General features: G+C 70.9%; 19 protein-coding genes and 2 pseudogenes. 8 read left to right on the forward strand and 13 right to left on the reverse strand.

Annotated features, from left to right (window positions below; translation table 11 throughout):
- Positions 1-11: 11 nt before the first annotated feature.
- Positions 12-1,469: a membrane-associated oxidoreductase gene (locus tag ACFY1L_RS03410; RefSeq protein WP_388817432.1), complete on the forward strand. Its 1,458-nt coding sequence runs from the start codon at positions 12-14 to the stop codon at positions 1,467-1,469.
- Here the strand turns inward: ACFY1L_RS03410 and ACFY1L_RS03415 are convergent.
- Together ACFY1L_RS03415 and ACFY1L_RS03420 are read right to left on the reverse strand one after the other, a co-directional pair.
- Positions 1,456-3,252 carry a bifunctional sugar phosphate isomerase/epimerase/4-hydroxyphenylpyruvate dioxygenase family protein gene (locus ACFY1L_RS03415; protein WP_388817435.1) on the reverse strand — a complete coding sequence of 599 codons (1,797 nt, stop codon included), beginning with the start codon at positions 3,250-3,252 and terminating at the stop codon, positions 1,456-1,458. The genes ACFY1L_RS03410 and ACFY1L_RS03415 overlap by 14 nt on opposite strands.
- 31 nt (positions 3,253-3,283) lie before the next feature.
- Positions 3,284-4,159, reverse strand: coding sequence for a shikimate dehydrogenase (locus ACFY1L_RS03420; RefSeq protein WP_388817438.1), 876 nt, complete (start codon positions 4,157-4,159; stop codon positions 3,284-3,286).
- A gap of 134 nt (positions 4,160-4,293) precedes the next feature.
- On the opposite strand from ACFY1L_RS03420, the gene ACFY1L_RS03425 reads away from it, so the two are divergent.
- Both ACFY1L_RS03425 and ACFY1L_RS03430 read left to right on the forward strand, forming a co-directional pair.
- A complete protein-coding gene (locus ACFY1L_RS03425) occupies positions 4,294-4,959 on the forward strand; it encodes a TetR family transcriptional regulator (RefSeq protein WP_388817440.1) in 666 nt (221 codons plus the stop codon).
- A 200-nt stretch (positions 4,960-5,159) separates the two neighbouring features.
- On the forward strand, positions 5,160-6,503 hold the full coding sequence (locus ACFY1L_RS03430; RefSeq protein ID WP_388817443.1) for an MFS transporter: 1,344 nt from the start codon (positions 5,160-5,162) through the stop codon (positions 6,501-6,503).
- 82 nt (positions 6,504-6,585) lie between these two features.
- Here the strand turns inward: ACFY1L_RS03430 and ACFY1L_RS03435 are convergent, their stop codons facing one another.
- The 3 genes and pseudogenes from ACFY1L_RS03435 to ACFY1L_RS03445 all read right to left on the reverse strand — a co-directional run bounded on the left by ACFY1L_RS03435 (position 6,586) and on the right by ACFY1L_RS03445 (position 7,731).
- Positions 6,586-6,933 carry a VOC family protein gene (locus tag ACFY1L_RS03435; RefSeq protein ID WP_388817445.1) on the reverse strand — a complete coding sequence of 116 codons (348 nt, stop codon included), beginning with the start codon at positions 6,931-6,933 and terminating at the stop codon, positions 6,586-6,588.
- 53 nt (positions 6,934-6,986) lie between these two features.
- A pseudogene (locus tag ACFY1L_RS03440) lies at positions 6,987-7,280 on the reverse strand (VOC family protein); the annotation flags it as partial.
- A 40-nt stretch (positions 7,281-7,320) separates the two neighbouring features.
- The gene (locus ACFY1L_RS03445) at positions 7,321-7,731 is read right to left on the reverse strand and encodes a VOC family protein (protein WP_388817448.1); all 411 of its coding nucleotides are present in this window, start codon (positions 7,729-7,731) and stop codon (positions 7,321-7,323) included.
- A 231-nt stretch (positions 7,732-7,962) separates the two neighbouring features.
- Between ACFY1L_RS03445 and ACFY1L_RS03450 the strand changes: the two genes are divergently transcribed.
- The gene (locus ACFY1L_RS03450) at positions 7,963-10,026 is read left to right on the forward strand and encodes a glycoside hydrolase family 31 protein (RefSeq protein WP_388817451.1); all 2,064 of its coding nucleotides are present in this window, start codon (positions 7,963-7,965) and stop codon (positions 10,024-10,026) included.
- Between the two features lie 85 nt (positions 10,027-10,111).
- Here ACFY1L_RS03450 and ACFY1L_RS03455 read toward each other — a convergent pair whose 3' ends face one another.
- The 4 genes from ACFY1L_RS03455 to ACFY1L_RS03470 form a co-directional block, all read right to left on the reverse strand.
- Positions 10,112-12,148 carry a trypsin-like serine peptidase gene (locus ACFY1L_RS03455; protein ID WP_388817454.1) on the reverse strand — a complete coding sequence of 679 codons (2,037 nt, stop codon included), beginning with the start codon at positions 12,146-12,148 and terminating at the stop codon, positions 10,112-10,114.
- A 201-nt stretch (positions 12,149-12,349) separates the two neighbouring features.
- Positions 12,350-16,075: a trypsin-like peptidase domain-containing protein gene (locus ACFY1L_RS03460; RefSeq protein ID WP_388817457.1), complete on the reverse strand. Its 3,726-nt coding sequence runs from the start codon at positions 16,073-16,075 to the stop codon at positions 12,350-12,352.
- A complete protein-coding gene (locus tag ACFY1L_RS03465) occupies positions 16,072-16,386 on the reverse strand; it encodes a trypco2 family protein (RefSeq protein WP_388817460.1) in 315 nt (104 codons plus the stop codon). Before ACFY1L_RS03465 ends, ACFY1L_RS03460 begins: the two co-directional genes overlap by 4 nt.
- Before the next feature lie 160 nt (positions 16,387-16,546).
- Entirely contained in the window at positions 16,547-16,984 is a 438-nt protein-coding gene (locus ACFY1L_RS03470; protein ID WP_388817463.1) for a PPOX class F420-dependent oxidoreductase, read from the reverse strand.
- A 104-nt stretch (positions 16,985-17,088) separates the two neighbouring features.
- Here ACFY1L_RS03470 and ACFY1L_RS03475 point away from each other — a divergent pair, with 104 nt between their 5' ends.
- From ACFY1L_RS03475 to ACFY1L_RS03485, 3 genes are all read left to right on the forward strand, one after another.
- Positions 17,089-17,664, forward strand: a complete 576-nt coding sequence (locus ACFY1L_RS03475) for a TetR/AcrR family transcriptional regulator (RefSeq protein ID WP_388818916.1) — start codon at positions 17,089-17,091, stop codon at positions 17,662-17,664.
- Complete coding sequence (locus ACFY1L_RS03480) at positions 17,661-19,034, forward strand: MFS transporter (RefSeq protein WP_388817466.1); 1,374 nt, start codon at positions 17,661-17,663, stop codon at positions 19,032-19,034. The genes ACFY1L_RS03475 and ACFY1L_RS03480 overlap by 4 nt, the downstream gene beginning before the upstream one ends.
- A 67-nt stretch (positions 19,035-19,101) precedes the next feature.
- Positions 19,102-20,328, forward strand: coding sequence for a serine hydrolase domain-containing protein (locus ACFY1L_RS03485; protein WP_388817469.1), 1,227 nt, complete (start codon positions 19,102-19,104; stop codon positions 20,326-20,328).
- 3 nt (positions 20,329-20,331) lie between these two features.
- Here ACFY1L_RS03485 and ACFY1L_RS03490 read toward each other — a convergent pair whose 3' ends face one another.
- From ACFY1L_RS03490 to ribA, 4 genes and pseudogenes are all read right to left on the reverse strand, one after another.
- The gene (locus ACFY1L_RS03490; protein WP_388817472.1) at positions 20,332-21,495 is read right to left on the reverse strand and encodes a saccharopine dehydrogenase family protein; all 1,164 of its coding nucleotides are present in this window, start codon (positions 21,493-21,495) and stop codon (positions 20,332-20,334) included.
- Positions 21,488-22,549 carry a saccharopine dehydrogenase gene (locus tag ACFY1L_RS03495; RefSeq protein WP_388817475.1) on the reverse strand — a complete coding sequence of 354 codons (1,062 nt, stop codon included), beginning with the start codon at positions 22,547-22,549 and terminating at the stop codon, positions 21,488-21,490. The genes ACFY1L_RS03490 and ACFY1L_RS03495 overlap by 8 nt, the downstream gene beginning before the upstream one ends.
- Positions 22,546-22,674 (reverse strand): annotated as a pseudogene (locus tag ACFY1L_RS03500) (sarcosine oxidase subunit beta); the annotation flags it as partial. The gene ACFY1L_RS03495 and the pseudogene ACFY1L_RS03500, both read right to left, overlap by 4 nt.
- A gap of 12 nt (positions 22,675-22,686) precedes the next feature.
- Positions 22,687-23,346 (reverse strand): GTP cyclohydrolase II, encoded by a 660-nt coding sequence (gene ribA / locus ACFY1L_RS03505; RefSeq protein ID WP_388817477.1) that lies wholly within the window; start codon positions 23,344-23,346, stop codon positions 22,687-22,689.
- Between the two features lie 38 nt (positions 23,347-23,384).
- Between ribA and ACFY1L_RS03510 the strand changes: the two genes are divergently transcribed.
- Positions 23,385-24,149, forward strand: a complete 765-nt coding sequence (locus ACFY1L_RS03510; protein ID WP_388817480.1) for a creatininase family protein — start codon at positions 23,385-23,387, stop codon at positions 24,147-24,149.
- The last annotated feature ends 53 nt before the right edge of the window (positions 24,150-24,202 follow it).

The following is a 24,202-nucleotide window of genomic DNA, read 5'->3' on the forward strand; positions in this document are numbered from 1 at the left end:
AGTCCCGCAGTGTGGAGATCAACGATCTGACGCCGGCCGAACAGCGAGTGTGGCGGGCGTTCGCGACGGGGACGGCGGTCGACTTCCAGGAGGAGGCCGACGAGGACACGGCGGAGGGCGCGCACTGGGGACCCGAACGGACCGTTCGGGCAACCGTGTTGCGCGCCCTTCTGCTCAACGGGCCCCAGGAGCAGGGGGAGATAGCCGCGCTCAAGCTGAACGGGGCGCGGATCACGGGCGTGTTCGATCTCCGGTACGGCACGAGCGAGCACGCCGTGCGGCTGAGCCACTGCCACTTCGACGAGGTGCCGATGCTGTACGGCGCCCGGTTCCGCCAGCTCAACCTGAGCAACTCGGTACTGCCGGGCCTCATCGCGGCCACCGTACGCCTGGAGGGTGTGCTGCGGCTGACGGGCTGCCGGATCCGGGGGCCGGTGCGGCTCGGCGGGGCGCAGATCTCGGGGGCGCTGTTCATGGAACGGGCGCACTTCTCGGCGGACGACGACGAGGAGCCGGTGCTGCAGCTCAACCATGCCGAGATCGGCGACGACTTGTGGGCGCCGGATATGCGGACCCACGGCCAGGTGCGGCTCGACGGGGCAGCCGTCACCGGAGCGGTGAACCTGGAGGGCGCGGAGTTCCACCATCCCGGGGCCACCGCCATCAGCGCCCTGAACTTCGACACGGGCTCCGACATGCGGATGAGATTCGTGCGGGTCCGCGGTCGTGTCGACTTCCGGGGCTCCCGCGTGCCCGGCCGCTTCGACCTGACCCGGGCGCAGCTGTCGAATCCCGACGCCACGGCGTTGCGCGTGAGCAGTTGCACGCTCGGGGAACTGTGGCTGCTCCATGGCGGCATCGAGGGCATCCTCAATCTGCGCCGCGCGCACATCGAAGTCCTGTACCTGGACCCGGAGACGGTGCCGGCCAAGGTCCTGCTCAGCGACCTGACCTACACCACTCTCACCCCGCACCAGTCCGCCGAGCGCCGCCTGCCCATGCTCGACCGGGACGTCGCGTACGAACCCCACGCCTACGAGCAGCTGACCGCGGCCTACCGCCGTATCGGCGACGACCACGCCGCCCGCATGGTCCAGCTCGCCAAGCAGCGCCGCCTCCGCTCCACCCGCGCCTGGTACGGCCGCCTGTGGGGCTACGTCCAGGACGCCACCGTCGGCTACGGCTTCCGCCCGCTGCGGGCGGCCGTCTGGCTGCTGTCCCTGCTCGCGATCGGCTCGATCACGTACGCCGTGCACCACCCCCACGCGCTCAAGGCGTCGGAGGCCCCGCACTTCAACCCGGTCTTCTACACCCTCGACCTGCTGCTCCCGGTGATCTCCTTCGGCCAGGAGGAGGCGTTCGCGCCGGACGGCTGCTATCAGTACCTCGCCTACGCCCTGATCATCACCGGCTGGATCCTGGCCACGACGGTCGTGACCGGCGTGACCAGAACCGTCAGCCGCCAGTGAGCCGCCGCACGGCGTGCTGGGCCGCCAGGCGGACGGGTGCGTTCTGGGCGCCGTAACCCCGGTACTCCCCGTCCCGCTGGACGAGTTCGAAGAAGACGCGGCCGACGGTCCGCGTGTAGCAGTGCCGGAACTCCCCGTACGCATCCCTGTCGTAGAGAATCCCGAGCTCCCGATACGTCTCCAGCTCCCCCTCGGCGAACTCGAACCGGGCGGCCAGGTCGTCGTAGTAGTTCGCGGGCATCGCCAGCAGCAGCCCGCCCGCCGCCCGGAAGCGCTGGGCCGCAGCCACCACGTCCTCCGTGGCCAGGGCGAGGTGCTGGGCGTGGACCGTGTCGTCGGCGGGCGCCGCGCCGACGGACAGGGCGATACGGACGTCGCCGTCGGCGTTGGTCACCGCACGGCTGCGCAGCAGGCCGTACGGGTCGGCGACGTCCACGCTCTCCTGCGCGCTCAGGCCGAGCACGCTGCGGTGGAAGAGGGTGGCCTCGTCGAAGTGGTGCCAGGGCTGGACGAGGGCGAGGTGGTCGATCCGGGTCACGCCCGCCCCCTTCACCCCGTGCCCGGTGTCCTCGAAGTCGTCGCGCCAGTCGGGCAGTTCGGGCCGCTCCGTGGCGCAGAAGAACAGTTCCGTGCCGTCGGGGGCGGCCACCGCGTCCAGCGGTGCGTCCTCCGGCGCGCGACGGCGCGGCAGCACCGGCGCGAGCAGGGCCTCGGCACGGCGGGCGGCGCCGGCCGGGTCCGGGGACTCCAGACCGATCGCGGCGAGCCCGGTGCCGTCACGGCGGGCGGCCGGCCCGGTGTTGACCAGGACGCGCGCCTCGCCCTGCTGCCACAGATCCACCGGCTTGCTGCGGTGCCGCGCGGTGCGGGCGAACCCCAGCGCGGCCAGGACCGTCGACACCGGCTCGGCGTCAGGCGTGACCAGCTCGGCGAAGGCGACGCCCGTGGGGACGACGGGGGCGGGCAGATCGGCCAGGCCGACCTGTTCCTGGAGGACCAGGAGGGAGCGATGGGCGTCCACGGCGGTAGGACCCGCCTCGGCCTGCCGGAAGACGTCGTTGAAGACCTCGAGGGAGAGCGGACCGGCGTACCCCGTGCGCAGCACATGCTGCACCAGCCCGGCGACGTCGAACCCGCCCTGCCCCGGGAAGCAGCGGTAGTGCCGGCTCCACTGCAGGACGTCCATCGCGAGCAGCGGGGCGTCCGCGAGCTGGAGGAAGAAGATCTTCTCGCCGGGGATGTCCTCGATGCCCTTGGGATCGGACCCGCGGGAGAGGATATGGAAGCTGTCCAGGCAGGTGCCGAGCGCCGGGTGGCCGGCGGTCTCGACGATGTGCCAGGCGTGGTCGTACGTACTGACGTGCCGGCCCCAGGCGAGCGCCTCGTAGGCGACGCGGGTCCCGAACTCCTGCGCCAGGTCGGCCAGCCGGCTCAGCTGCTCGGCGGCGAGAGCGTCGTCGTCGACCGCGAGCGGCGAGACGCTGGAACAGACGAGAACCGTGTCGGTCCCGAGCCGCCGCATGAGCTCGAACTTGTGCCTGGCGCGACGCAGGTTGCGCGCGAACTCCTCCTCCGGCACGGCCTCGATGTCCCGCATCGGCTGGTAGAGATCGATGGTGAGTCCGAGGTCGGCGCAGCGGGCGCGGATCTCCTCGGGAGTGAGGGGACTCGCGAGCAGATCGTTCTCGAAGATCTCGACCCCGTCGAACCCGGCCCGGGAGGCGGCGGTGAGCTTCTCGGTGAGGGATCCGCTCAGGGAGACGGTGGCAATGGACGTACGCATGTCGGTACCTCTTCCTCCGAGACGCCCGGGACTACTTCTGGGCCCCCACGGCACCGGCCAACTCGGCGATGTCGGCGAGCATCCGCGCCGCGTCGGGTTCCCGCCCGGTGAACAGGCGGAACGCGTCCATCGCCTGGAAGACAGCCATGCCGCCGCCGTCGAGGGTGGCGCAGCCCAGCGCGCGAGCAGTGGTCAGCAGCTCGGTCTCCAGCGGGCGGTAGACGACCTCGGCGACCCACAGACCGGGGTGCAGGAGCTCGGCGGGGAAGGGCAGGCCGGGGTGGGCGGCCATGCCGGTCGGGGTCGCGTGCACGACACCGTCGGCGGCGGACAGCAGCTGCGGCAACTGGTCCGGTGTGGCGGCCGCCGCCCGGCCCACGCCGAAGTGCCGGTTCAGCGCCCCCGCGAGGTCCGCCGCCCGATCGGCCAGCGCGTCGACCACGGTGACCCGCTCGGCGCCCAGCGTGAGCGTCGCATGCGCCACGGCCGCCCCCGCACCGCCCGCCCCCAGCTGCACCACCCGCTCCAACGGCACATCCGGCAGCCCGCGCGCGAACGACGCGGCGAACCCGGTGACGTCCGTGTTGTGCCCGACCGCACACCCGTCCTCGAAGACGACGGTGTTGACCGCGCCGAGCGCCTCGGCCTGCGGGGCGAGCGCGTCCAGGTGCTCGATGACCAGCTGCTTGCACGGGTGCGTGATGTTCAGCCCGTCAAAGCCGAGATCCCGCGCGGCCCGCACCAGGTCGCCCACGGCCTCCGGCGGGACGCCGAGCGTGTCGATGTCGATGAGCCGGTACAGGTAGCGCAGGCCCTGCCGGTCCGCCTCCCGCTCGTGCAGCGCCGGGCTGAGCGACGGGCCGATGCCGGAACCGATCAGTCCGACGAGATACGAGTCCTTGGCCACGGGCCCTCCTGAGCGGCTCACTAATGTACGAACTAGTACGTTAGTCATAGCAGGCGGATGCGGAGCATGGGAAGACCCCGCCGGGCGCCGGCTTCTACAATCTGCGGCACTGGCCCTACGCCGTAAGGAACCCGATGACCAGCGTCGACGAACCGGCACGCCCCAACGGACGCATTCGTGACGCCGTCCGCACCAAGGCCGAGATCCTCGACGTCGCGACGCACGAGTTCGCCCGCGCAGGCTTCGCCGGGGCCCGGGTGGACGAGATCGCCGCCCGCACCCGCACCACCAAGCGGATGATCTATTACTACTTCGGCGGCAAGGAGCAGCTGTTCACGGCCGTCCTGGAGCGGGCCTACGGCGTGATCCGCGAGGCCGAGCAGGAGCTGGACGTCGACCACCTGGACCCGGTCGCGGCCATCCGGCGGCTGGCCGAGGTCACCTTCGACCACCACGAGCAGCACCCGGACTTCATCCGCCTGGTCAGCATCGAGAACATCCACGAGGCCGAGCACATCGTGGCCTCGGAGAAGCTCGGCAAGATGGGTTCGCCGGCCCTGGACGTGATCCGCCGGATCCTGAAGTCCGGACGCGAGTCCGGGCTGTTCACGGCCGACGTCGACGCCGTCGACCTGCACGCGATGATCAGCTCCTTCTGCTTCTTCCGGGTCGCGAACCGGCACACCTTCGGCGCCCTGTTCGGCCGCGACCTGGTGGACCCGTCCCAGCGCGAGCACTACCGGAACATGCTGGGCGACATGGTGATCGCGTACCTGACGGCGGACCGCACCGACGACTGACCGACGGCAAGATCCTTCGGCGCCACCTCTTGACACCCGGGAAACGTGAGCGCAACATCCCTGGACAACCGCTACTAACTATCCAGTGCGTTAATTAGCCGGGTAGCACCCGGCACGGCCGTCCCGCCATCCCAGGGTTCCGGCACCTCCCCTCTCCGTACACTCCACCTACGCTGGAGTTCCCTCGAAGGAGCAACGCCGTGTCGTCCGTCCCCGCCGAAGCCGCCGGGCAGCCGAAAAAGGCGGCAACTGCCGCCTGGATCGGCAGCGCCCTGGAGTACTACGACTTCTTCATCTACGGCAGCGCGGCCGCGCTGATCTTCCCGAAGGTCTTCTTCGACGAGTCCGACCCCGCCACCGCGACCCTGCTGTCGCTGGCCACGTTCGGTGTCGCCTACGCGGCCCGCCCGGTCGGCGCGCTCTTCCTCGGCCACTTCGGCGACCGCGTCGGCCGTAAGAAGATCATGGTCTTCACGCTGATCCTGATGGGTCTGTCGACCTTCCTGATCGGCTGTCTGCCCACCCGCCACCAGGTCGGCACCCTCGCCCCGGTCCTGCTGGTCGCCTGCCGTGTCCTGCAGGGCATCTCGGCGGCCGGTGAGCAGGCCAGCGCCAATTCGATGACCCTGGAACACGCGCCACCGAACCGGCGCGGCTTCTTCACCAGCTTCACGCTCAGCGGCACCCAGGGCGGCCAGCTCATCGCCACCCTGGTCTTCATCCCGGTCGCCGCGCTGCCCGAGGACCAGCTGCTGTCGTGGGGCTGGCGGGTCCCGTTCTGGGCGAGCGTCGCGGTCGCCGTCGTCGGCTACGTCATCCGCCGCAAGCTGGAGGAGACGCCGGCCTTCGCGAAGCAGGCGGCCACCGAGGGCGTGCCGAAGCTGCCGCTCGCCATACTCCTGCGCGAGCACTGGGTGGACGTACTGCGGGTGATCGGGGGCGCGCTGATCGCCTCGGTCTCCACGATCTTCACGGTCTGGGCCCTCGCCTACGCCACCAGCGACTCGGTCGGCATGTCCCGCTCCTCGATGCTCTGGGTGGGCGCGCTCGCCAACCTGGTGGCGCTCGGCGCGATCCCGCTGTGGGCCTCGCTCTCGGACCGGATCGGCCGCCGGCCCGTGTTCCTGATCGGCGCCGTCGGCAGCGCGATCATGATGTTCCTGTACCTCTGGGCCATCTCCACCGGCAACTACCCGCTGATCCTGTTCCTGGGCATCGTCACCTTCGGTGTCGTCTACAGCGCCGCGAACGGCGTGTGGCCCTCCTTCTACGGCGAGATGTTCTCCACCCGCGTCCGGCTGTCCGGCATGGCGATCGGCACGCAGATCGGCTTCGCCGTGGCGGGCTTCGCGGTCACCTTCGCCGCGCAGATCGCGGGCCCGGACGGCACCGACTGGTCCTCGGTGGCCCTGTTCACCGCGGCCCTGTGCGTCCCGCCGGTGATCGCCGCCTTCTCGGCCCGCGAGACCCACAAGGTCCCGACGGAGCACCTGGGCGAGCGCACCGCGCAGGAGGCGTCACAGCCGGAGACGGTCACGGCCTGACGGCCCGCCACCCCAAGCACCCCCGGGTTCCGGACGCCACAGGCTCCGGAACCCGGGGGTTCGTGCGTGCGGCGGGCGGACGTCAGGTGTGCGCTGTCGGATGGCGCGGCTCGTAGAGGCCGACCTCGCCGCCGCCCGGGAGCCGGAAGGCGGTCATCCGGCCCCAGCGTGCCTCCTGCACTTCGCCGGTGAACTCCACGCCCTTTCCGGCGAGTTCGGCGATGGTCCCGTCGAGGTCGTCGCACATCAGCATCAGCTCGTGCGACGCCTCACCGTCGGTCGGATGGAAGGCGACCTCCGTGGGCGGCGCCTTGAAGATGAGCCAGCCGTGGCCGGCGTCGACGTGCGTCCAGCCGAGGACGTCCCGCAGGAAGGCGCGGTCCGCCTCGGCGTCGCGGCTGTAGATCACCACATGTGCACCATTGATCACGCGCGGAGGCTAGGCGCGCGACCGGGCCCACGGCAAGAGCGGCACGCGGCGCGTCAGGCGGAGGCCGCGGCCACACAGAACTCGTTGCCCTCGGGGTCGGCCATCACGACGTGGTGCCCGTCGAACTCCTCCAGAACGTTCCCGCCCGCCTTCACCAGGCGCTCGGACTCCGCCCGGATGCGCGCCCAGCGCTCGTCGGGGCTGCCGTGTCCGGACACACGGACGTCGATGTGGAGCCGGTTCTTCACCGTCTTGGGTTCAGGGACCTTCAGGATGGACAGCCGGGGGCCGACACCGTCGGGATCGCAGAGCCAGGCGCCGTCGTCCGCCGAGTCGTCGTCGGGCAGACTGCGCGTCACTGACGGCCGGGCCGCCGCCGGAACCGTGTCAGGAGTTGGACCAACCCCGCTCGCACAGGACGAGCCGGTACCCGTCCGGGTCCTCGACCGTGACGCCCCAGCGGTTCCAGTAGGGGTTGGGCGAGGGCACCCGCTTGCCGCCGTGCTCCTCCAGGCGGGCGACCAGGTCCTCCGGTACCGGCCCGTCGACGTAGACGACGAGCAGGTCCTCCTCGGTGGGGCGGGGCTCGACGGGGTGGTCGGGCTCGTGCACGAGTTCGAGGTGCCAGCCGGCGTCCGGCCAGCCGAGCATGAGGAGGTCGTGCTCGCCGGGTTCGGACCCGCCCTCGGTCCGCCACACCACGCTCAACCCGAGCCCCCGCGCCCAGAACCGCTCGGCGGCGGCGAGGTCCCTGGACGGGCGGGCGAGGCGGATGTGGCTACGGCCGTTCACGGGCATCGTGACCTCTTCCTGAGCTGCGGAGTCTTCTCCCGCAGCCTAGGCAGTCCGTGATCGCCGGACCATCGGTCGTCCGCCCTGCGCCCCGGGACCTAGGCCCCCGTCAACCACCCCTCCCCCGTTGACAGATGACGTTTTCAGCAAGAACATCGGCCGAAACGAGCAGAAAAGAACACCGCTGCGGCACGGCAACCCCATGGCTCTCCCGTCTTACGCAGAAGGACATGAGTGGTGCGCATCTTTTCCCGCAAATTCGGCTGTCTCCTCGCCGCCGCCCTGACGGTGACCTTCCTCCCCTCGACGGCGGCCCACGGTTCCACCGCGCAGGGGCCGCGCGTCTCGCAGAGCGCCGGTGCCGTCACCCTCGACGTGCCGCCCGGGCACGACTCCCCCGGCTACTCGGTCTCCGTGCCGACGAGCGGTCAACTCGCCCTCATCACAAGAAGATCGGGCCACACGGTCCTCGCCACCGGGGCCGACGCCCTGCGCTTCCGGTCCGGCGGCACCTGGCAGCACGCCACCACGCTCACCGGCTGGAGCCGGCGCGGCGGCGTCCTCACCCTGACCGCGGACACGACCCTCGCCGGAACCCGCGTCGAGGCCCGCCTGACCCCGACTGCGGACCGCTATCAACTCACCTGGAACGTCAAGGGAGTTCAGGCCACCTCCCTCGACCTCGCCTACGACCTCTCCGCCTCCGGCCACTGGTACGGCCACGGCGAGACCAGCACCCCCGCCGGCGGCCCGTACACCGACCAGCCCTGGCCGCTGGACGCCGGGCGGGTCGAGCAGGAGGACTTCAGCGCGGCCTCGTACCAGATGGTGGATCCCTTCTGGTACACGGAGAGTTCGGCCGGGCTGTACGTCGACACGGGCGACACGATGGACGTGTCCCTCAACGGCGGCGGGGACGGGCTCGGGCACTTCACGGTCGAGTCCGGGGGCACGTACAAGGCCACGGTGTTCGTCGAGTCGACGCCCCGCGCCGTCTACCGCGACTACATCGGCATCGTCGGCAAGCCGCGCCAGAGCGACGCGACGTACGAGCAGTACAAGAAGCCGCTGTGGAACTCCTGGGCGCAGTTCTACACGAACGTCGACCAAGAGAGGCTCCTGGACTACGCAACCAAGCTGCACGACAACGGACTTGACGGTCACACCATCCAGCTCGACGACAAGTGGGAGTCGAATTACGGGAACATGACCTTCGACCCGAAGGCGTATCCCGACCCGAAGGCGATGTCGGACCGGATCCACGCCCTGGGCTACGACTTCGGCCTCTGGGTCACCCTCTGGATCAACCTCGACTCGGCCAACTACCAGTACGCGGCCGACCACGACTACCTGCTGCACGACGCCGCCGACCCCACCAAGCCCTGCACGGTCACCTGGTGGAACGGCACCGCCGGCATCGTCGACCTCGCCAACCCCGAGGCGAAGGCCTGGTACCAGGGCAACCTGAAGAAGTTGATGGACACCTACGACGTCGACGGCCTGAAGTTCGACACCCGCTTCTTCGACGACCACTGCGCCGGCCGCGACGGCAACACCCGCACCGACTACCAGCGCCTGGGCTCCGAACTCGCCGACGCCTACGACCTCCAGGGCGCCGGCATCCGCGTCCACTGGGGCAAGGCCGCACACGAGTCCGGCTTCGTCATCCGCCAGATCGACAAGGGGACCGGCTGGAACTCCCTGCAGGCGTCCGTCTCCCAGAACCTCGCCCTGTCCACGATCGGTTACCCGTTCGTCGAGACCGACATGATCGGCGGCTCCAGCGGGCAGCCCGCACCCACCAAGGAGGTCCTGGTCCGCTGGGCTCAGTCGGCGTCGTACATGCCGCTGATGTACGCCTCCACCTCGCCCGTGGAGACCACGGACTGGACGACGGGCCAGAAGGTGGACTACGACCAGCAGACCGTCGACCTGTACCGCGAGGCGATCGCCCGCCACGAGCGGCTCGCGCCGTACATCTGGGACCAGGTGCAGAACGCACTCAGGACCGGCGACCCGATCGTCCGGCCGCTGTTCTTCGACTTCCCGCAGGACAGGGCGAGTTACACCGTCGCCGACGAGTGGCTCCTCGGCCCGGCGGTCCTCGCGGCCCCGAACCTGACGTCGGCCCCGGACCGGGACATCCATCTGCCGCCCGGCAAGTGGTACGACGTCAGTCACGGTACGACGATCAAGGGCCCCAAGACCCTCAAGGCGTACGCCACCCCGCTCACCGTCACTCCGGCCTTCGTGAACCTCAGCGCGAAAGGCGCTGTTGAGGCCCTGCGCGCTCTGCGGTAACCATGGGGGACGCCGCGCGCTCCGGCCGGATTCAGGGGCGGCCGGGGCGCGCGGACCGGGGTTTCCCGATTGCAGGAGAGGGCGCTCAGCCGACCAGGTGGCCGCCGATCGACCGTGCGACCTCGGCGTGGGAGAGGTATTCGACGATGCTGTGCGCGCGATCGCGGGCATTGACGACGGCGAGGTCGTTCACTCCGTCCGCCCAGTCGTCGCCGAGCGGGCATCCGATGGCCACCGCGTCGGTCGGGCACCACGCGTTGAGCCAGTCGGCCACCGTGTCCGGACGCTTCGGCCTTCCGACCAGCAGCCTGCTGTACACGCTGTCCATGCCGAGCGGGCTCCCCGCGGTGGTCAGGTGTACGCGGCTCACTCCCGGAGACAGCCTTGTGATGAGGTCCATGCCCACCACCGTGCCGAGGCTGTGGCTGACCAGGACCACTTCTCCCTGGTCCGGGACGGTTTCGAGCACGCAGTCCAGGATCTCGTCCCGGATGGCCCCTTTGTCGAGGTACGCGGCCACGTCACGGAAGATCAGGGCGATGGCCCACTCGTCCAGGTCGCTCCTGGCGGCCAGCCAGCTCAGCTGCCGCTGCAGGGCGCCGACCACGTCGCCCCAGCCGAACCGCTCGGTGGCCAGTTGCCTCTCCTGCGGCACGTCCCACTTGTCTGCCGCCTCGTTGATGATCTCCTCGTACACCGCGCGAGCGCTCGGCGAGACGGGCGCGACTGCGTCCGCCACCGTGGCGGCCGTTGCCTCGACCATGCGCGGGACCGCCTCGTGTGCGGTGAGGGCCGCTGCCAGCCGGTCGCCGTAGTAGGGGAACCAGATGTTCGCCGGGTCGACCGGAGCGAGCCCGGCGCGGACGAGTCCCTGGTTGAGTCCGGCCGCCCATTCACGGCGCAGCTTCTCGGGGTCCTTGCCTTCCTGGGAGCGGCCGTGCACGAAGACCAGATGCCGGTTGCCGCCGAACGCGCCGTCCCGGCCTCGCAGTCCGGTGTGTGCCGTGGTCCGCTCGATGGCCGGACCCGGCGCGGCGACGACGGGAACGGGAGCCGTGACAGGGCCGGCAGTGGCGGTCTGGACGGCCTGCAGTCCGGACTCCGGGCCCATCTCGGCCAGCAGTGCCCGCTGCCGGACGGCAAGCGGCAGTGCGGCGAGGTGTTTCAGGATGGAGCTGATGCGTACGCCCTCGTTGGCCACCCAGTCGATGGCGTCGTCGCCGTCACCGGGGCGCCAGACCTGTCCGTCACGGCGCAGGACGCGGCCCTGGTCGTCCTTCCTGGGCACACCGCTGTGGTGGAGCGCGACGACCTCCCACTGGTCGTTGAAGACCGGGGATCCGGAGTTGCCGGGCTCGGTGTCGGTCAAGTAGTGCAGGAAGTCGTCGAGGCGTACCAGGAGCCTGTTGTCGCGCAGGGCGATCTCCTTGAGGCGTCCCATCGGGTGGCCGATGACGTTGACCGGCTCGCCGATCACCAGCTTCCCCGGCTGGGCGCTGAGCCGGTTCCAGCCGAACGCCTCCCCCGGAGGCCGCCGCTCCGGTCCGGGGGCGACCTGCACCAGGGCGAAGTCGAGGCGCTCGTCCGCCAGGAAGAACCCGTCGGGGTCGATTTCCAGTCGCGTCGGCGTCTGCGGTGTGTTGTCGACGGTGACCTGGGCCTCGAACTCGACGAAGCACTGCCGGGCGGCGTCCGCGTCGGTGAGCACGTGGTGGTTGGTCATCAGCAGGCTCGGCGACACGAGGAAACCGGTGCCCAGCGGCAGTTCGCGGCCGTTCTCCCGCACCGAGATCCGGGCGACGGTGCGGGCCGCCCGGGCGCCGCGCGGCAGGAAGCTCCATGCCTGCAGATCCTTGGACACGCCGAGGATGCGCTCGTACGCGGCGGACGCGGCCAGCGGCTCCGCCCGGATGGCCTCCACCGCCAGGGCAGCGGGCACAGCCTGCCGGTCGAGCAGACGGGTCGCGCGCGCCGCGAGTGCCTCCGGCGAATCCGGGAAGCTGACCCCGTCGTCCTGCTTGCGCTCGACCTCCTGCCGTTGGTCACTGGTCTCTTCGTATCGTGCGGCGGCCGCCGTGATCTGGCGCTCCCGCTCCTCACGGAACCTGTCGGTCGCTCCCATGTCGGATCACCGTCCTCTCGGCGCCGGGCTGCGGCATGCGACACCGTGGCCGCGCCTGTTGCGGATCCCTGCGGTGCCGGTGCCTGCGCACGGCTTTGGGATGTGGAGCCCGGTGCGCCCGCGCACGTACACGGCGGATCCCCGAAGGCCGTCGTCACCGCCGGCGAACGCCCAGGTCCCGGGCGCGCGGGGGCGTCCTTGCTACCGGTGCCTCCGACGCACATGCGCAGCATGACGGCTCCGGAGGCGGGGCCCTGGCCGATGCCGCCTACGCCGCTTGCCCGACCGGTTCACCGCAGCCTGCGCACGGGGTTCCACGGGCGGGCCCGTCTGTTTGAGGCTCTGGATCGTCTCCTCGATCCTGCGCATCTCGTCCTCGGCCCGCCCCGGCTCCTCGGCGTCGAGCCGGGCGAACGCGTGCTTGGCCTGTTCGTGCGCACGCAGGACCTTGCCCCGGGGGCGGCCGCGGCCCCCGTACGAGGTGGCAAGGACCGCTTGGGCATGGGCTCGGGCGAACCTGAGTTGCCAGGCGCGCACATCGATCTCGTCGTACAGCGACAGCGCCCGCCGGGCAGCGGCCTCGGCCCGCCCCGAACTCTGTCGTGTGGTGGCCGTGACGCGGTGCTGCCGGTCCACGGCACCGAGCGCGAGCAGGACTTCTGCCTCCAGGCAGCTCGTCCACGCCTCATGGACACGATTGGCCCATCTGTCCTCCGGGCGCATCCTCTCGTACTGTTCCAGCGCCTCCTCGGCGTGACGCAGCGCCCGCTGCAGGTCCTCGTGCCGCTCCTGCGACGGCCGGGAATGCGCCCTGCCCAGGTAGGCGTCCGCCAACCGGCCCAGCGCGAGGGCGTGTTGCGGCCGTACGGCTTCGCGATACTCCCGTTCCAGGGCGTTGTAGTGACCGTCCACGGCCTCGCTGTGCCGGGCGATGCACAGGTCCCAGTCCCCCTGGGCACCGTGCTGGACGCCCAGCACCGACAGGGCTTCGGCGATGTCCCGCCGCCAGAGGCCGGGGCACCTTCGGCGCAGGACCTCGTACGTCTCGACGCTCTCGGTGGCCTTCGCCACCGCCTGATCGACGTGTCCGCTCGCGCCGAGTTGCCAGGCGAGACCGCGCAGGGCGAACGCCTTCATGCTCTGGATCTCGTGCGGCTCGTGCTCGTCGCCCTCACCCGCTGCCGGCAACTGCTCGATCAGGTCGCATGCCTCGTTGGCCGCTTGCAGCGCTTCGCGCTGGCGGCCGATGCGGTGGGCCGCCGTGGCCTGCGTGCACAGGGCCTTCACCAGGCCGAAGGCGTGCCTGCGGGTGGGGTCGCGCCGGTACAGCGCCTCCAGGCGCCGGATGGCGTCACCGGCGCAGCCGTCCGCATGCTCGAACCGCCCGACGTCGACGAGCCGGTCCGCCAGGTCCTTGAGCGCCTCGGCGAGGCAGAACTCGTGCTCGTCGGACGGGCTGAGCTGCTGCAGCGCGTGGTAGGTGTCGACCGCCTGCCCGGCGGCCTCGTGCGCCCGGATGCGCAGTCCGGAGCTGGCCAGGTACAGCGACCAGCGTTGCAGTGCCTGAGCCAGTTCCCTTCGGTTGTCCCGGGTGGGCGGCCCGTCGGTCCGCCGGTGGTACTGCACCGCGTGTTCCGCGACGGCCGTGGCCAGCTCCAGCAGCGCATCGGGGCAGGGCACGTCGAACTCGCGCAGGACCTGGGCGGCGACCTCCTGCGCCGACTCCTTGTGCAGCGTGGAGTTGAGCGTGGCTGCCAGCGACGTCCCGATGGCGCTCGCGAACCGGTCCTGCTCGGTGACGGCGACCTGCTTGACCAGCCTGACGACCGGGCCGGCGTGGTTCCGCAGTGCCCGCTCCAGCGCCGCTCGGGCCTGCTGTTGGGCCGACGGCTCGCTCATGCCGTTCGCGACCGGATCCTCGATGCCGTGCCCGGTTGCGTTCGGGTCGGCGCATCGGCCGGCCTCGGAGCCCGCGGTGAGCTGCAGGACGTGGAGCACGTTGAGTATCTGGCGGGCCTGGTCGGCCGGGTCCTTCGGTATCCCCGGTCCGCCGGCCCCCACATCGAGCAGCTTCCCCGCCAACTCCGGGAACGTCACGATCACTTGGGCACCGAGCCGCTCGGCGAGCCTGAGCGGTTCCAGCGACCGCAGGTAGCCGTCACCGGTGAACTCCGCGTGCTGCCAGCGGGCGAACGCGCGCGTGAGCCACTCCGGTTCATCCGCGAGGTCGGGAACGAGCCGGAGCCGACGCGCCGCCTCGGTCTCCCGCTCCCCGTCCGTCTCCCCGTCGGCCACGGCCAGGCTGCACACGGCGACGATCCGCTCGAGCAGAACCGGGTCGTGCGGAAGTTTCTGCCTCATCGCGGACGCCTGCCACCTTTGGCGTTCCACGTCGATGGCGTAGTCCAGCAACGCGTTGGCGCGTGACCGCGAAGGCGGGCCGGCCGCGGTGGAGGGCATCTTGCCGAAACCGGTGCGTGCGTCCACCAGCGCCTGGATCAGTATGAGCAAGTAGCTGCCGAAGTCGGGCCCTTCGAGGCCGGGCACGCCCGGTTCGGCAGCCGGCACCCCGTCCGCCCCGGCCTCACCGTTCGGCGGGGCGTCACCCTGCTCCGCCACGGGGGCGGTCTCGTCGCTCTGCTCGTACCAGGTCCTGAAAGCGGCGAACGCCGCACGGTAGGCGTCTTCGCGGTCGGCCTCGTGCAGTGGCGGAAGCGGCGGGGGATCGTCCTCGTCGACCAAAGACTCGTACCGCCGTCTGATCGCCTGCCACCACGGTCCGCTGCTCTGGGCGACGGCCAGGACCCGCAACGGGTGATGGGGGTGATGGCAGGCCGCCTCGGTGAGGAGGACGTCCAGCTGACCGGCGTGGGCATCGGCGTCGTCGACGATCAGCAGGCGTCTCTCCGTCAGGGCGCAGACACCTGCGAACTCCACGTGCAGCGGGTCGACGACCCCGGCGACCCAGCCCCTCCCGGACATCGTGCGGCACAACTCGCGGGCGAGACGGGACTTTCCGACGGTGCCGCCGCCGGTGAGCAGCCGAAGGCGCTGTCCGGCACCCCGTTCGCACCAGTCGACCAGCGCGTCCAGTTGCTCGGCACGGCCGCGGAAAGGCACGACGCCGTGGCGGGACTCGAGCAGGTCCCCCTCGGACCACTGTTCGCGCGGGGGCAGCGGGCTGTACGCGGAGGCCAGGATTTCGCCGCCCGCCCATACCGGGTCCAGGGAGACCCGCGCCGGGGCCTGCTCCCCATTCCCCCTCAGCAGGAGATCGTCCGCCTCCACGACGCCGTCCTCGCCGCAGATCGCGTCGACCGGCAGCGCCATCAGCCGGCCCTGGATCGTGGCGCGGTCCTCGGTGATCACACCCACCAGGTGTTCCCCGCTGAACAGAGCCGCACCCGACATGCCGCTCCACAGGGACGAGCCCTGGACGACGGGTGAAGTTCCCGTCCGGATCTGGAAGTTCAGCCGTCTCGCTTCGCGCCGCGATCCCGTGAGCGGCAGCACGGATCCCCTGACGTCCTCGACGTTCACCCACCGCCTCGGGCCGGCTTGCTCCACCCCCGACCTGGGAAAGCCCAGCGCCTGCGCCAAAACGGCCTCCTCGCCGACCAGGCGCCCCAACCGCACTTCGTCGCTCCGCCGGTCCTGCCCCGTCCCGAACGGGTCGTCCTCGGTGGATTTCAGAAGCGCGAAATCGAGCCCACCGTTTCCCTTGACCTCGACCCGGAAGGTTCGCTGCTCGTCCGAGAGTGCGTAACTCCTTTTGCAGCGGGTGTATTTGCGGACCGCGACATCAGAGCCCTTCGAGCCGACACAGTGACCGGCCGTGAGGACGGTGTCGGGAGCCAGCAGATATCCCGAGCCCCGCTTTCCGTCGACGGAAAGCGACACCAGGCGCTCGGCGTCCAGTCCGGTCATTGCGCCCCGTCTCCCTCGTCAGCGATGAGAGTGGACGGGGGCACGGTGAGACTCAGTTTTATCCGGTGAGTCGTGGCATTGCCACGCGCGAGCTCGCCGCCCGCCTGAACCACCCAGAACTGCACACCTGCCTTGCCCGCGGCGCTCCGGGTGATCTGGACGGTGGCTTCCACTTCGACGTCGGCGATACCGAACCGCAGTTCTTCTCGCTCAGCGCTGCGCTGTGCGACCTGCAGCTCACTGCGCAGTGCGGCAACCATCTCCGCGAGACCCAGCCCATCGACCTGGCCCGCCTGCTGCTCGTCTGCCATGACGGCACGCCCTCGTGAACGAGTTCCTCACCCGAATTCGGGATGCGGCGCGAGATGCCTCTCTCAGCAATTCTTCAAGATTCCCCGAGCAAGGCAACTCGATCACTTGTGGCAGCGGTGCACGACCGGACGGGAAGGTGACAGTGCGTCAATCAGTGATTCACCCGCGGTTGGCCCCCTTGGGAATCCCGTACGCCCGGTCCACCTTCAGCCGTACGACCAGGCGGCGGTCGCGGACCATCGCGGCGCGGTAGTCGTCCCAGTCGGGGTGTTCGCCCAGGACGTCGCGGTAGAGGCGGATCAGTTCCTCGACCGTGTCGTCGTGCTGGTCCTTCGCGACGGGCGTGAGCTCGGCGGTGCCCTCGACGACCGTGTAGGCCCGGCGGTCGGGGGTCGACACGTGATACGAGGCCCTCGGGTCGCGGCGCAGGTTACGGGTCTTGGCCCGGTCGTCCGTGACGGAGATCCGGACGACGCCCTCGTCCGGGTAGTAGTGGTGGCTGACGTTCGACAGCTGGGGCCGGCCGTCGCGTTTGAGGGTGACCAGCACCCCGCTGCGGTCCTCGGAGAGCAGTTCGAGCAGTGTGTCCTGGGTCATATCCGGTTCAACTCATCGGGGCGATCTCCGCATTCCCGCACCCTGCGACTCTCCGCAGCCGAGTAGACACTGTCTACGGAGACTGGTAGACAGTGTCTATGACCATGGATGCGTCGGAGAGAGGTCTACGGGACCGGCTGGTCGAGGTCGGCGTGGAGCTGGTCGCCCGGGAGGGGGTCCAGGCACTGACCCTGCGGGAGATCGCACGCCGGGCGGGCGTCTCGCACGGGGCGCCCCGCCGCCACTTCCCCACCCATCTCGAGCTGCTGTCCGCCATCGCCCGGCGCGGCTTCACCGACCTGGCCGCACACACGACGGCGACGGCCGGGGACGGGACGGCGGACCCGCGAGAACAGGTGGAGGCACTGGCGCGCGTCTACCTGGACTTCGCCCTCACCAACCGCGGCATGTACGAGCTGATGTTCCGTCACGACCTGCTGGAGAGCGGCCACTTGGGACTGCGGGACACCAGTCTGCCGCTGTTCGGCCGCCTGGTGGAGCTGGTCGGCCGGATCCGGCCCGACGTCGATGCCCGGCTCGTCGCGGGCGCGCTGTGGGCGAACCTGCACGGCATCGCCCAGCTGTGGGGCTGGGGCAGTCTCCAACTCGCCACGGGCGCCGACGACTTCGTACCCCTGCTGCGGTCGGCCCTCGACGCGCACCTGGGGGACGGCGCATGAACCGCCACCGTGCCCTGACGCTGGCGAGCAGCGTGGTCGGTGCCGTGATCGTCGCGCTGGACGGCACGGTCCTCACCGTCGCGCAGCCCACCCTGCAACGGGACCTGGGCGCCTCCTTCGCACAGGTCCAGTGGACCAGCACCGGCTATCTCATCGCGGTGGCGGGCCTGTTGGTGTTCTCCGGGCGGCTCGGCGACCGGTTCGGGCATCAACGGGTCTTCGGCGTCGGCATGTTGGGCTTCGGGGCCGCGTCGGCGGGCATCGGGCTCGCGCCCGATATCGGCTGGGTGATCGGACTGCGGGTCGTCCAGGGGGTGTTCGGGGCGTTGTTGCAGCCGGCCACGCTCGGGATGCTGCGGGCGGCGTTCCCGCCGGACCGGCTGCGGATGCCGATCGCCGTGCGGACGAGTGCGATCGGGGTGGCGGCCGCGGCCGGGCCGGTGCTGGGCGGGGCGCTGGTGTCCGGGCCGGGCTGGCGGGCCGTCTTCTTCCTCAACGTCGTACCGGCGCTCGTCTTCGGCGTTCTCGCCCTCACCGCGCGCGACGTCCCCCGGCAGCCCTCCCCCGCCCGCCTCGACCTGCCCGGCGCGCTCCTCCTCGCCGTGACCCTCGCCTGCCTGGTCCACACCCTCGTGGCGCTGCCCGACAGCGGATGGACGGCGGCGAGCACGGCCGGCCTGGCGGTGGTGGCCGTCGCAGGTGTCGCCTTCGTACGGCACGAGCGGCGTACCGCGAGCCCGCTGGTGCCGTCGGACGTCGTCGGCTCGGCGGCCGTGGGCTCGGCGCTCGGCATGCTGGTGGCCGCGTCGGCGGCCCTGCACGGCACCCTGTTCGTCGCCACCTTCCTGCTGCAGGACACGCTCGGCCTCGATCCACTGCGCATGGCCCTGCTCAGCCTGCCGCTGGCGGCGCTGATGATCACCGCCGCGCCGGTGTGCGCACTGCTGCTGCGCCGGGCCGGGGCCCGCCGTACGACCGTGGTGGCGATGGGCGTCCTCGCCGCCGGGATCCTGCTGCTCGCCCGGGCCTCGGGCACGCTCGCGCTGTGCACCGGGTTCGCGCTGCTGGGGGCCGGTTTCGGCACGGTGATGGTGGCGGCGACGCATGTCGTCGTACGGCAGGCCGCCGTGGAGTCGGCGGGGGTGGCGGGCGGGCTGCAGCAGACCGCGCTGAACGTCGGGCCGGTGCTGGGCGTGGCCGCCGCGACCGCACTTCTGGGGCTGGGCCACGGGCACGGGCTGCCGCTGCTCGTCCTCGCCGCCGTGGCCGCGGTCGGGGCGGTGGCGGGCCGCGCACTGCCGAAACGTTCCGCCGCAACGATCAATCCTGGTCGAGCGGGGGACCTCGAACGGGTTCCTGAGCGACGATGAGGTCTGAGGCCGGTGTGGCGGGGTATTTGCCGGACCGCACCTCGACGAGCGCATTCGGAGGAGAGCGATGGCACAGCTGCGACAAGAGGTCGACCCGGGCGAGGCCGGGCTGGACGTGAAGGCGCTGGACCGCCTCGACCAGCACTACGCCCACTACGTCGACGAGGGACGCCTGCCGGGCTTCCTGGTGGCCGTGGCCCGCGGCGGACGCGTCGCCCACCTCACCACGCACGGCATGCGGGACGTCGCGGCCGGGCAGCCCGTCGAGGCCGACACCCTGTGGCGGATCTACTCCATGACCAAACCCGTCACCTCGGTCGCCGCACTGATGCTGGTCGAGGAGGGCCGGCTGTCGCTGGACGACCCGGTCGCCGCCCATCTGCCGGCCTTCGCCGACCCGCAGGTGTACGAGAGCGGCTCCGGCGCCGGGATCAGGACCCGCCCGGCTGTCCAACCCCTCCTGATCCGGCACCTGTTGACCCACACCGCGGGCCTGACCTTCGCCTTCTACCACTCCCACCCCGTCGACGCCCTCTACCGCGAGGCCGGCCTGGAGTCGGCGGTACTGCCGGGCTCGAACCTTGCCGAGACGGTCGACGTGTACGCGAGCCTGCCGCTGCAGTTCGAACCGGGCACACAGTGGAACTACTCGGTGGCCACCAATGTGCTCGGCCGGGTGATCGAGGTCGTGTCCGGGCAGCCGCTCGACGCGTTCTTCGCCGAGCGGATACTCGGCCCGCTCGGCATGACCGACGCCGGCTTCTGCATCACGGACGAACAGGCGCCCAGACTCTCGGAGTTGTACGGCGAGAAGGACGACGGCCGCATCCAGCCGGTCCCCGGGCTGCCGCTGCGGGGCCGGCCCCGCTTCCTGTCCGGCAGCGGCGGCATGGTGGCCTCCGCGCACGACGTGCACCGCTTCATGGAGCTGCTGCGCCGCCGCGGCGAACTCGACGGTGTCCGCCTGCTCGCCCCCGAGACGGTGGACCTGATGACCCGCAACCACCTCCCGGGCGGCGTGGACCTGCGGACCTTCGGCAGCCGCCCGGCCCACGACCAGCCCGGCAACGACGGCGTCGGCTTCGGCCTCGGCGTCTCGGTCGTCGTCGACCCGGAGCGCACCCTGGCCCCGTCCGGCCTCGGCACGTACGGCTGGAGCGGGGCGGCGACGACGACCTTCTGGGTGGATCCCGGCCGCGACCTGACCGTCCAGTTCATGACGCAGGTGCGGCCGCAGACCTTCAAGCTGTTCCCGGACCTCAGGCGGCTGGTCCAGGAGGCGATCACGGACTGAGGGCTACGGGGCGACGGTCAGGGTGAAGTCCACTCCCTCGTCGGCCAGTTCGCCCAGCCACTCCTCGGAGCGGGCCGCCGTCTCGGCGGCCCGGTTCAGGCCCGCCGGCAGGGAGCCGTCCAGGATGTGCCGGATGCCGAGGGCGAGCGGGCGCGAGACGAGACGGGCCATCGCGCTCTCCTCCGCGTCACCCACCAGGTCCAGGAGGTAACTCCCCGACCAGCTCTGCCCCTCCTCGCCGCGCACGTCCAGCGAGACGGCGAGGACGACGCGGTCGCGGTCGGCGTCCGTGGTCGGATAGCGGGCCGCCAACTCCTGGGCCAGGGCGGCGATCCGGGCGTCGTCGCCGCCCTTGAGCTCCTCGAACACGGCGTCCCAGGCCTGCAACCAGCCCTCCAGTCGCAGGGTGCCGCGCACGAAGGACCGTGCCTGCCAGGCCGCCGGCAGCCCGTACTGCTCGACGAAGGGCACGCTGTCGCGGTTCGGGTAGACCTCGAAGGTCTCGCCGTCCAGGACGTGCGGCCGGGTGACCTCCCAGGGCCGCTCCGCGGTGGTCTCGGCGCTGTCCTCGATGTAACGGGCGGGCGAGCGCAGGGCGCCCAGGACACCGGCCGGTGCCCAGCTGAAGCGGTACCTGAAGTCGTTCGGGACGGCGGGGATGCCGCCGCAGTACGAGGTGAAGGTGTACGAGGCCGCCGTGCCGTCGCCGAGCGCCGCCCGTGCGCGGGCGACGAGGCTGTGGGCGAAGAGGTGGTCGATGCCGGGGTCCAGTCCGGCCTCCGTGAGAACGACCACGCCGGCCTTGACGGCCTGCGGCACCTGCTCGAGCACGGCGTCCGAGACATAGCTGGAGCAGGCGAAGTGGGCGCCGGCCGCGACACAGGCGGCCAGGATTCCGGCGTGCTCGGGTGCGGGCAGCATCGACACGACGACGTCCCCGGGGGCCAGTTCGGCGGTGAGCGCGGGGAGCGTGTAGGCGCGGGGCTCGGCGCGTCCGGTGAGGCCCAGCCGGTCGAGGGCGTCGGCGGCGCGCTCCTCGGTGCGGTGCCACAGCCGTACGTGTCCGGCGGTCTCGCACAGTCGGGTCAGACCGCTGCCCGTGGACAGTCCGGCGCCGATCCAGTGGACGGTGCCGCTCGCCGAAACCCTGTCGACGCCGTCAGACATCGCGGAACTCCCCGTCTTCGATGCCGAGTTCACGGCAGGCCTGGTGGAACCGGTCGAGACAGCGCCCCCACGGGCCGCCGACACCGAACTCCAGCAGCTGCGGCACCAGTGCCGCCGAGAAGTCGGTGCTGGACTCGGCCGGCAGCAGGGACGGCAGGTTGTCGATCGCGATGAGGTCCAGTGGGGGTTCCTTGCGCAGGCGGCGCACCGGGTCCGTCCAGTCGGTCGTGCGGTCGTAGACCGGCAGGACGTTGAGGGGCGAGCCGACGTCGCAGGTGACGTCGCAGAGGGTGCGCAGACGACGGGCGGGGTCGTCGAGGTCCTCTTCGCGGACGAAGGGCGGGACCGGTGTGGTGGCGAGGACGGCGTTGACCATCGCGTCGTGGGCGAGCAGGGCCGGGCGGTCCAGGTCGCGGGTCTCGGCGAGGTCCCAGCAGGTCGGCTCGATGCCGGCGGTGTGGAAGGCGACACGCGCTCCCCGGCCGCTGCGGCCCAGGGCGCCGATCACCAGGGCGGTGAACTCCTCGTCCCCGGCGGCGGGTTGGAGCGTGACGTCGAGCTCTTCCTTCGACGTCGGCGTCAATGGCGCTACGAGCCTGCCGCGCTGCTGGAGCACGGCCAGGGCCGCGCCCAGGTAGCCGGCCCAGAACCCGAACGCGGCGAGCCGGCGGCCGTGGTCGTCGACCAGGTACTCCAGGTCGAGCAGCGTCCCTCCCCCGGCGGCGAAGCGCCGCAGCAGGGCCTCCGCTCCCGGCTGCTGCTTGTAGGCGTGCCCGAAGAAGATGTGCCGGTGCGTCAGCTCGCCCGGCCCGTCCGGGAGTTCCTTCAGGCCGAGGACTACGGCGTCCTCGGGGGCCGACACCCAGGAGCCCGCGGGCGCGACGCCGCAGCCTGCCGCCTCGTACTCCTCGATCGGGAAGATCCGCTGCGGGGACTCCTCCACGGTCAGCGTGACCCCGCCGTCGACGAGCCGCCGGGCGTCGGACGGCACGATCGGCGTGCGGCGTTCGGTGCTGCGGACCTCGTGGCGCAGCCACAGGTGGAGCTCTGTCATACGGGGTGGGCCTCCGGGGCGCGGACGCCGGCCGCGGGGCGGCCGGCGTTCATGGGGCTGACGTCCACGAAGGGTACGCGGCCCGGGCACGGGTCGCGGATCACCTCGCCGACGGCCGGCCCCCGCCCGTCCCGTGCTCAGGACAGGTGCGCCACCGCGTCCAGGTGCGGCAGGACGTGGTCGAGGCGCTCCCGCTTGGTGCGCAGGTAGGTGATGTTGCTCTCGCACGGCGGGATCAGCAGCGGCACCGTCTCGGCGACTTGGATGCCGTGCCGTACCAACGCCTCACGCTTGCGCGGGTTGTTGGACATCAGCCGCACCGAGTTCACGCCCAGGTCCTGGAGGATCTTGGCGGCGACACCGTAGTCGCGGGCGTCCACCGGCAGCCCGAGCGCGAGGTTCGCCTCCACGGTGTCCAGGCCCTCCGCCTGCAGCGCCATCGCCCGCAGCTTGGCGAGCAGACCGATGCCGCGCCCCTCGTGGCCCCTCAAGTAGACGACTATGCCGCTGCCTTCGGCGACGACGGCCTTCAGCGCGGAGGCGAGCTGGTCGCCGCACTCGCAGTGCTGGGAGCCGAACGCGTCACCGGTCAGGCACTCGGAATGCAGCCGGGTCAGGACATCGTCCGTGCCGATCTCGCCGTGGACCAGGGCCACTTGTTCATCCCCGCGGTCGTGATCCATATAGCCCACCGCCCGGAATTGCCCGTACACCGTGGGCAGCGGGGCATTCACGATCCGTTCCACACCCGTGCGCTGCGGGGACTTCTTGCCGAGTACACCAATTTTTTCTGTCATGATCTGGTTCCTAAGCAGAGACGAAAGGCCGTGAAGAAATGAGTGGTTCGGGCGCGCGTACGGCGGCAGGCGGGCTGGTGCCGACGGACACTACGGAAGAGGTACGGACCAGGGCGGCGGGTGTCTCAACGCAGGTCGCCGTCCTTCCGGTGGGGAGCTTCGAACAACACGGTCCGTTCCTTCCGCTGGCGACCGACACGCTCGTCGCCTGTGCCGTGGCCCGGGAGATCGCCGCGGCGTACCCGGTGCATCTCCTTCCGCCGGTGACGATCTCCTGCTCGCACGAGCACGCGGCCTGGGCCGGTACCGTCAGCATCTCCTCGGTGACCCTTCATGCGGTGGTGTCGGACATCGCGGCCTCGCTCCGCCGCTCCGGCGTCGACGCCCTGGTGGTGGTCAACGGACACGGCGGAAACTACGTACTGGGCAACGTCGTTCAGGAATCCTCCGCCCGCGGCGAGCGAATGGCGCTGTTCCCGGCCGTGGAGGACTGGGAGGAGGCCCTGCGGCGGGCGGGGGTGGCCACCTCGCTGCTGACCGACATGCACGCGGGAGAAATCGAGACCTCCATCCTTCTGCACGCTCACCCCGAATTTCTCCGGCCCGGTTATGAGACCTCCGATTTTGTCGCGGACGACCGGCGTCATCTGCTCACCCTCGGTATGTCCGGCTATACCGATTCGGGCGTCATCGGACGCCCTTCGCTGGGCTCCGCGGAAAAGGGGAAGGAACTGCTCGCGAGCCTGGCGGATTCCTTCGGAGCGTATTTCTCGCTGCTCACCTCAACTGACGGACGCGCATAGTCGGCGCCCGGTTCCGGGGCCGCTTCGGCCGTCCCGGAACCGGAGCGCAGACC

Origin of the sequence: Streptomyces sp. NPDC001663, from assembly GCF_042893105.1 — a bacterium.
Classification (GTDB): domain Bacteria; phylum Actinomycetota; class Actinomycetes; order Streptomycetales; family Streptomycetaceae; genus Streptomyces.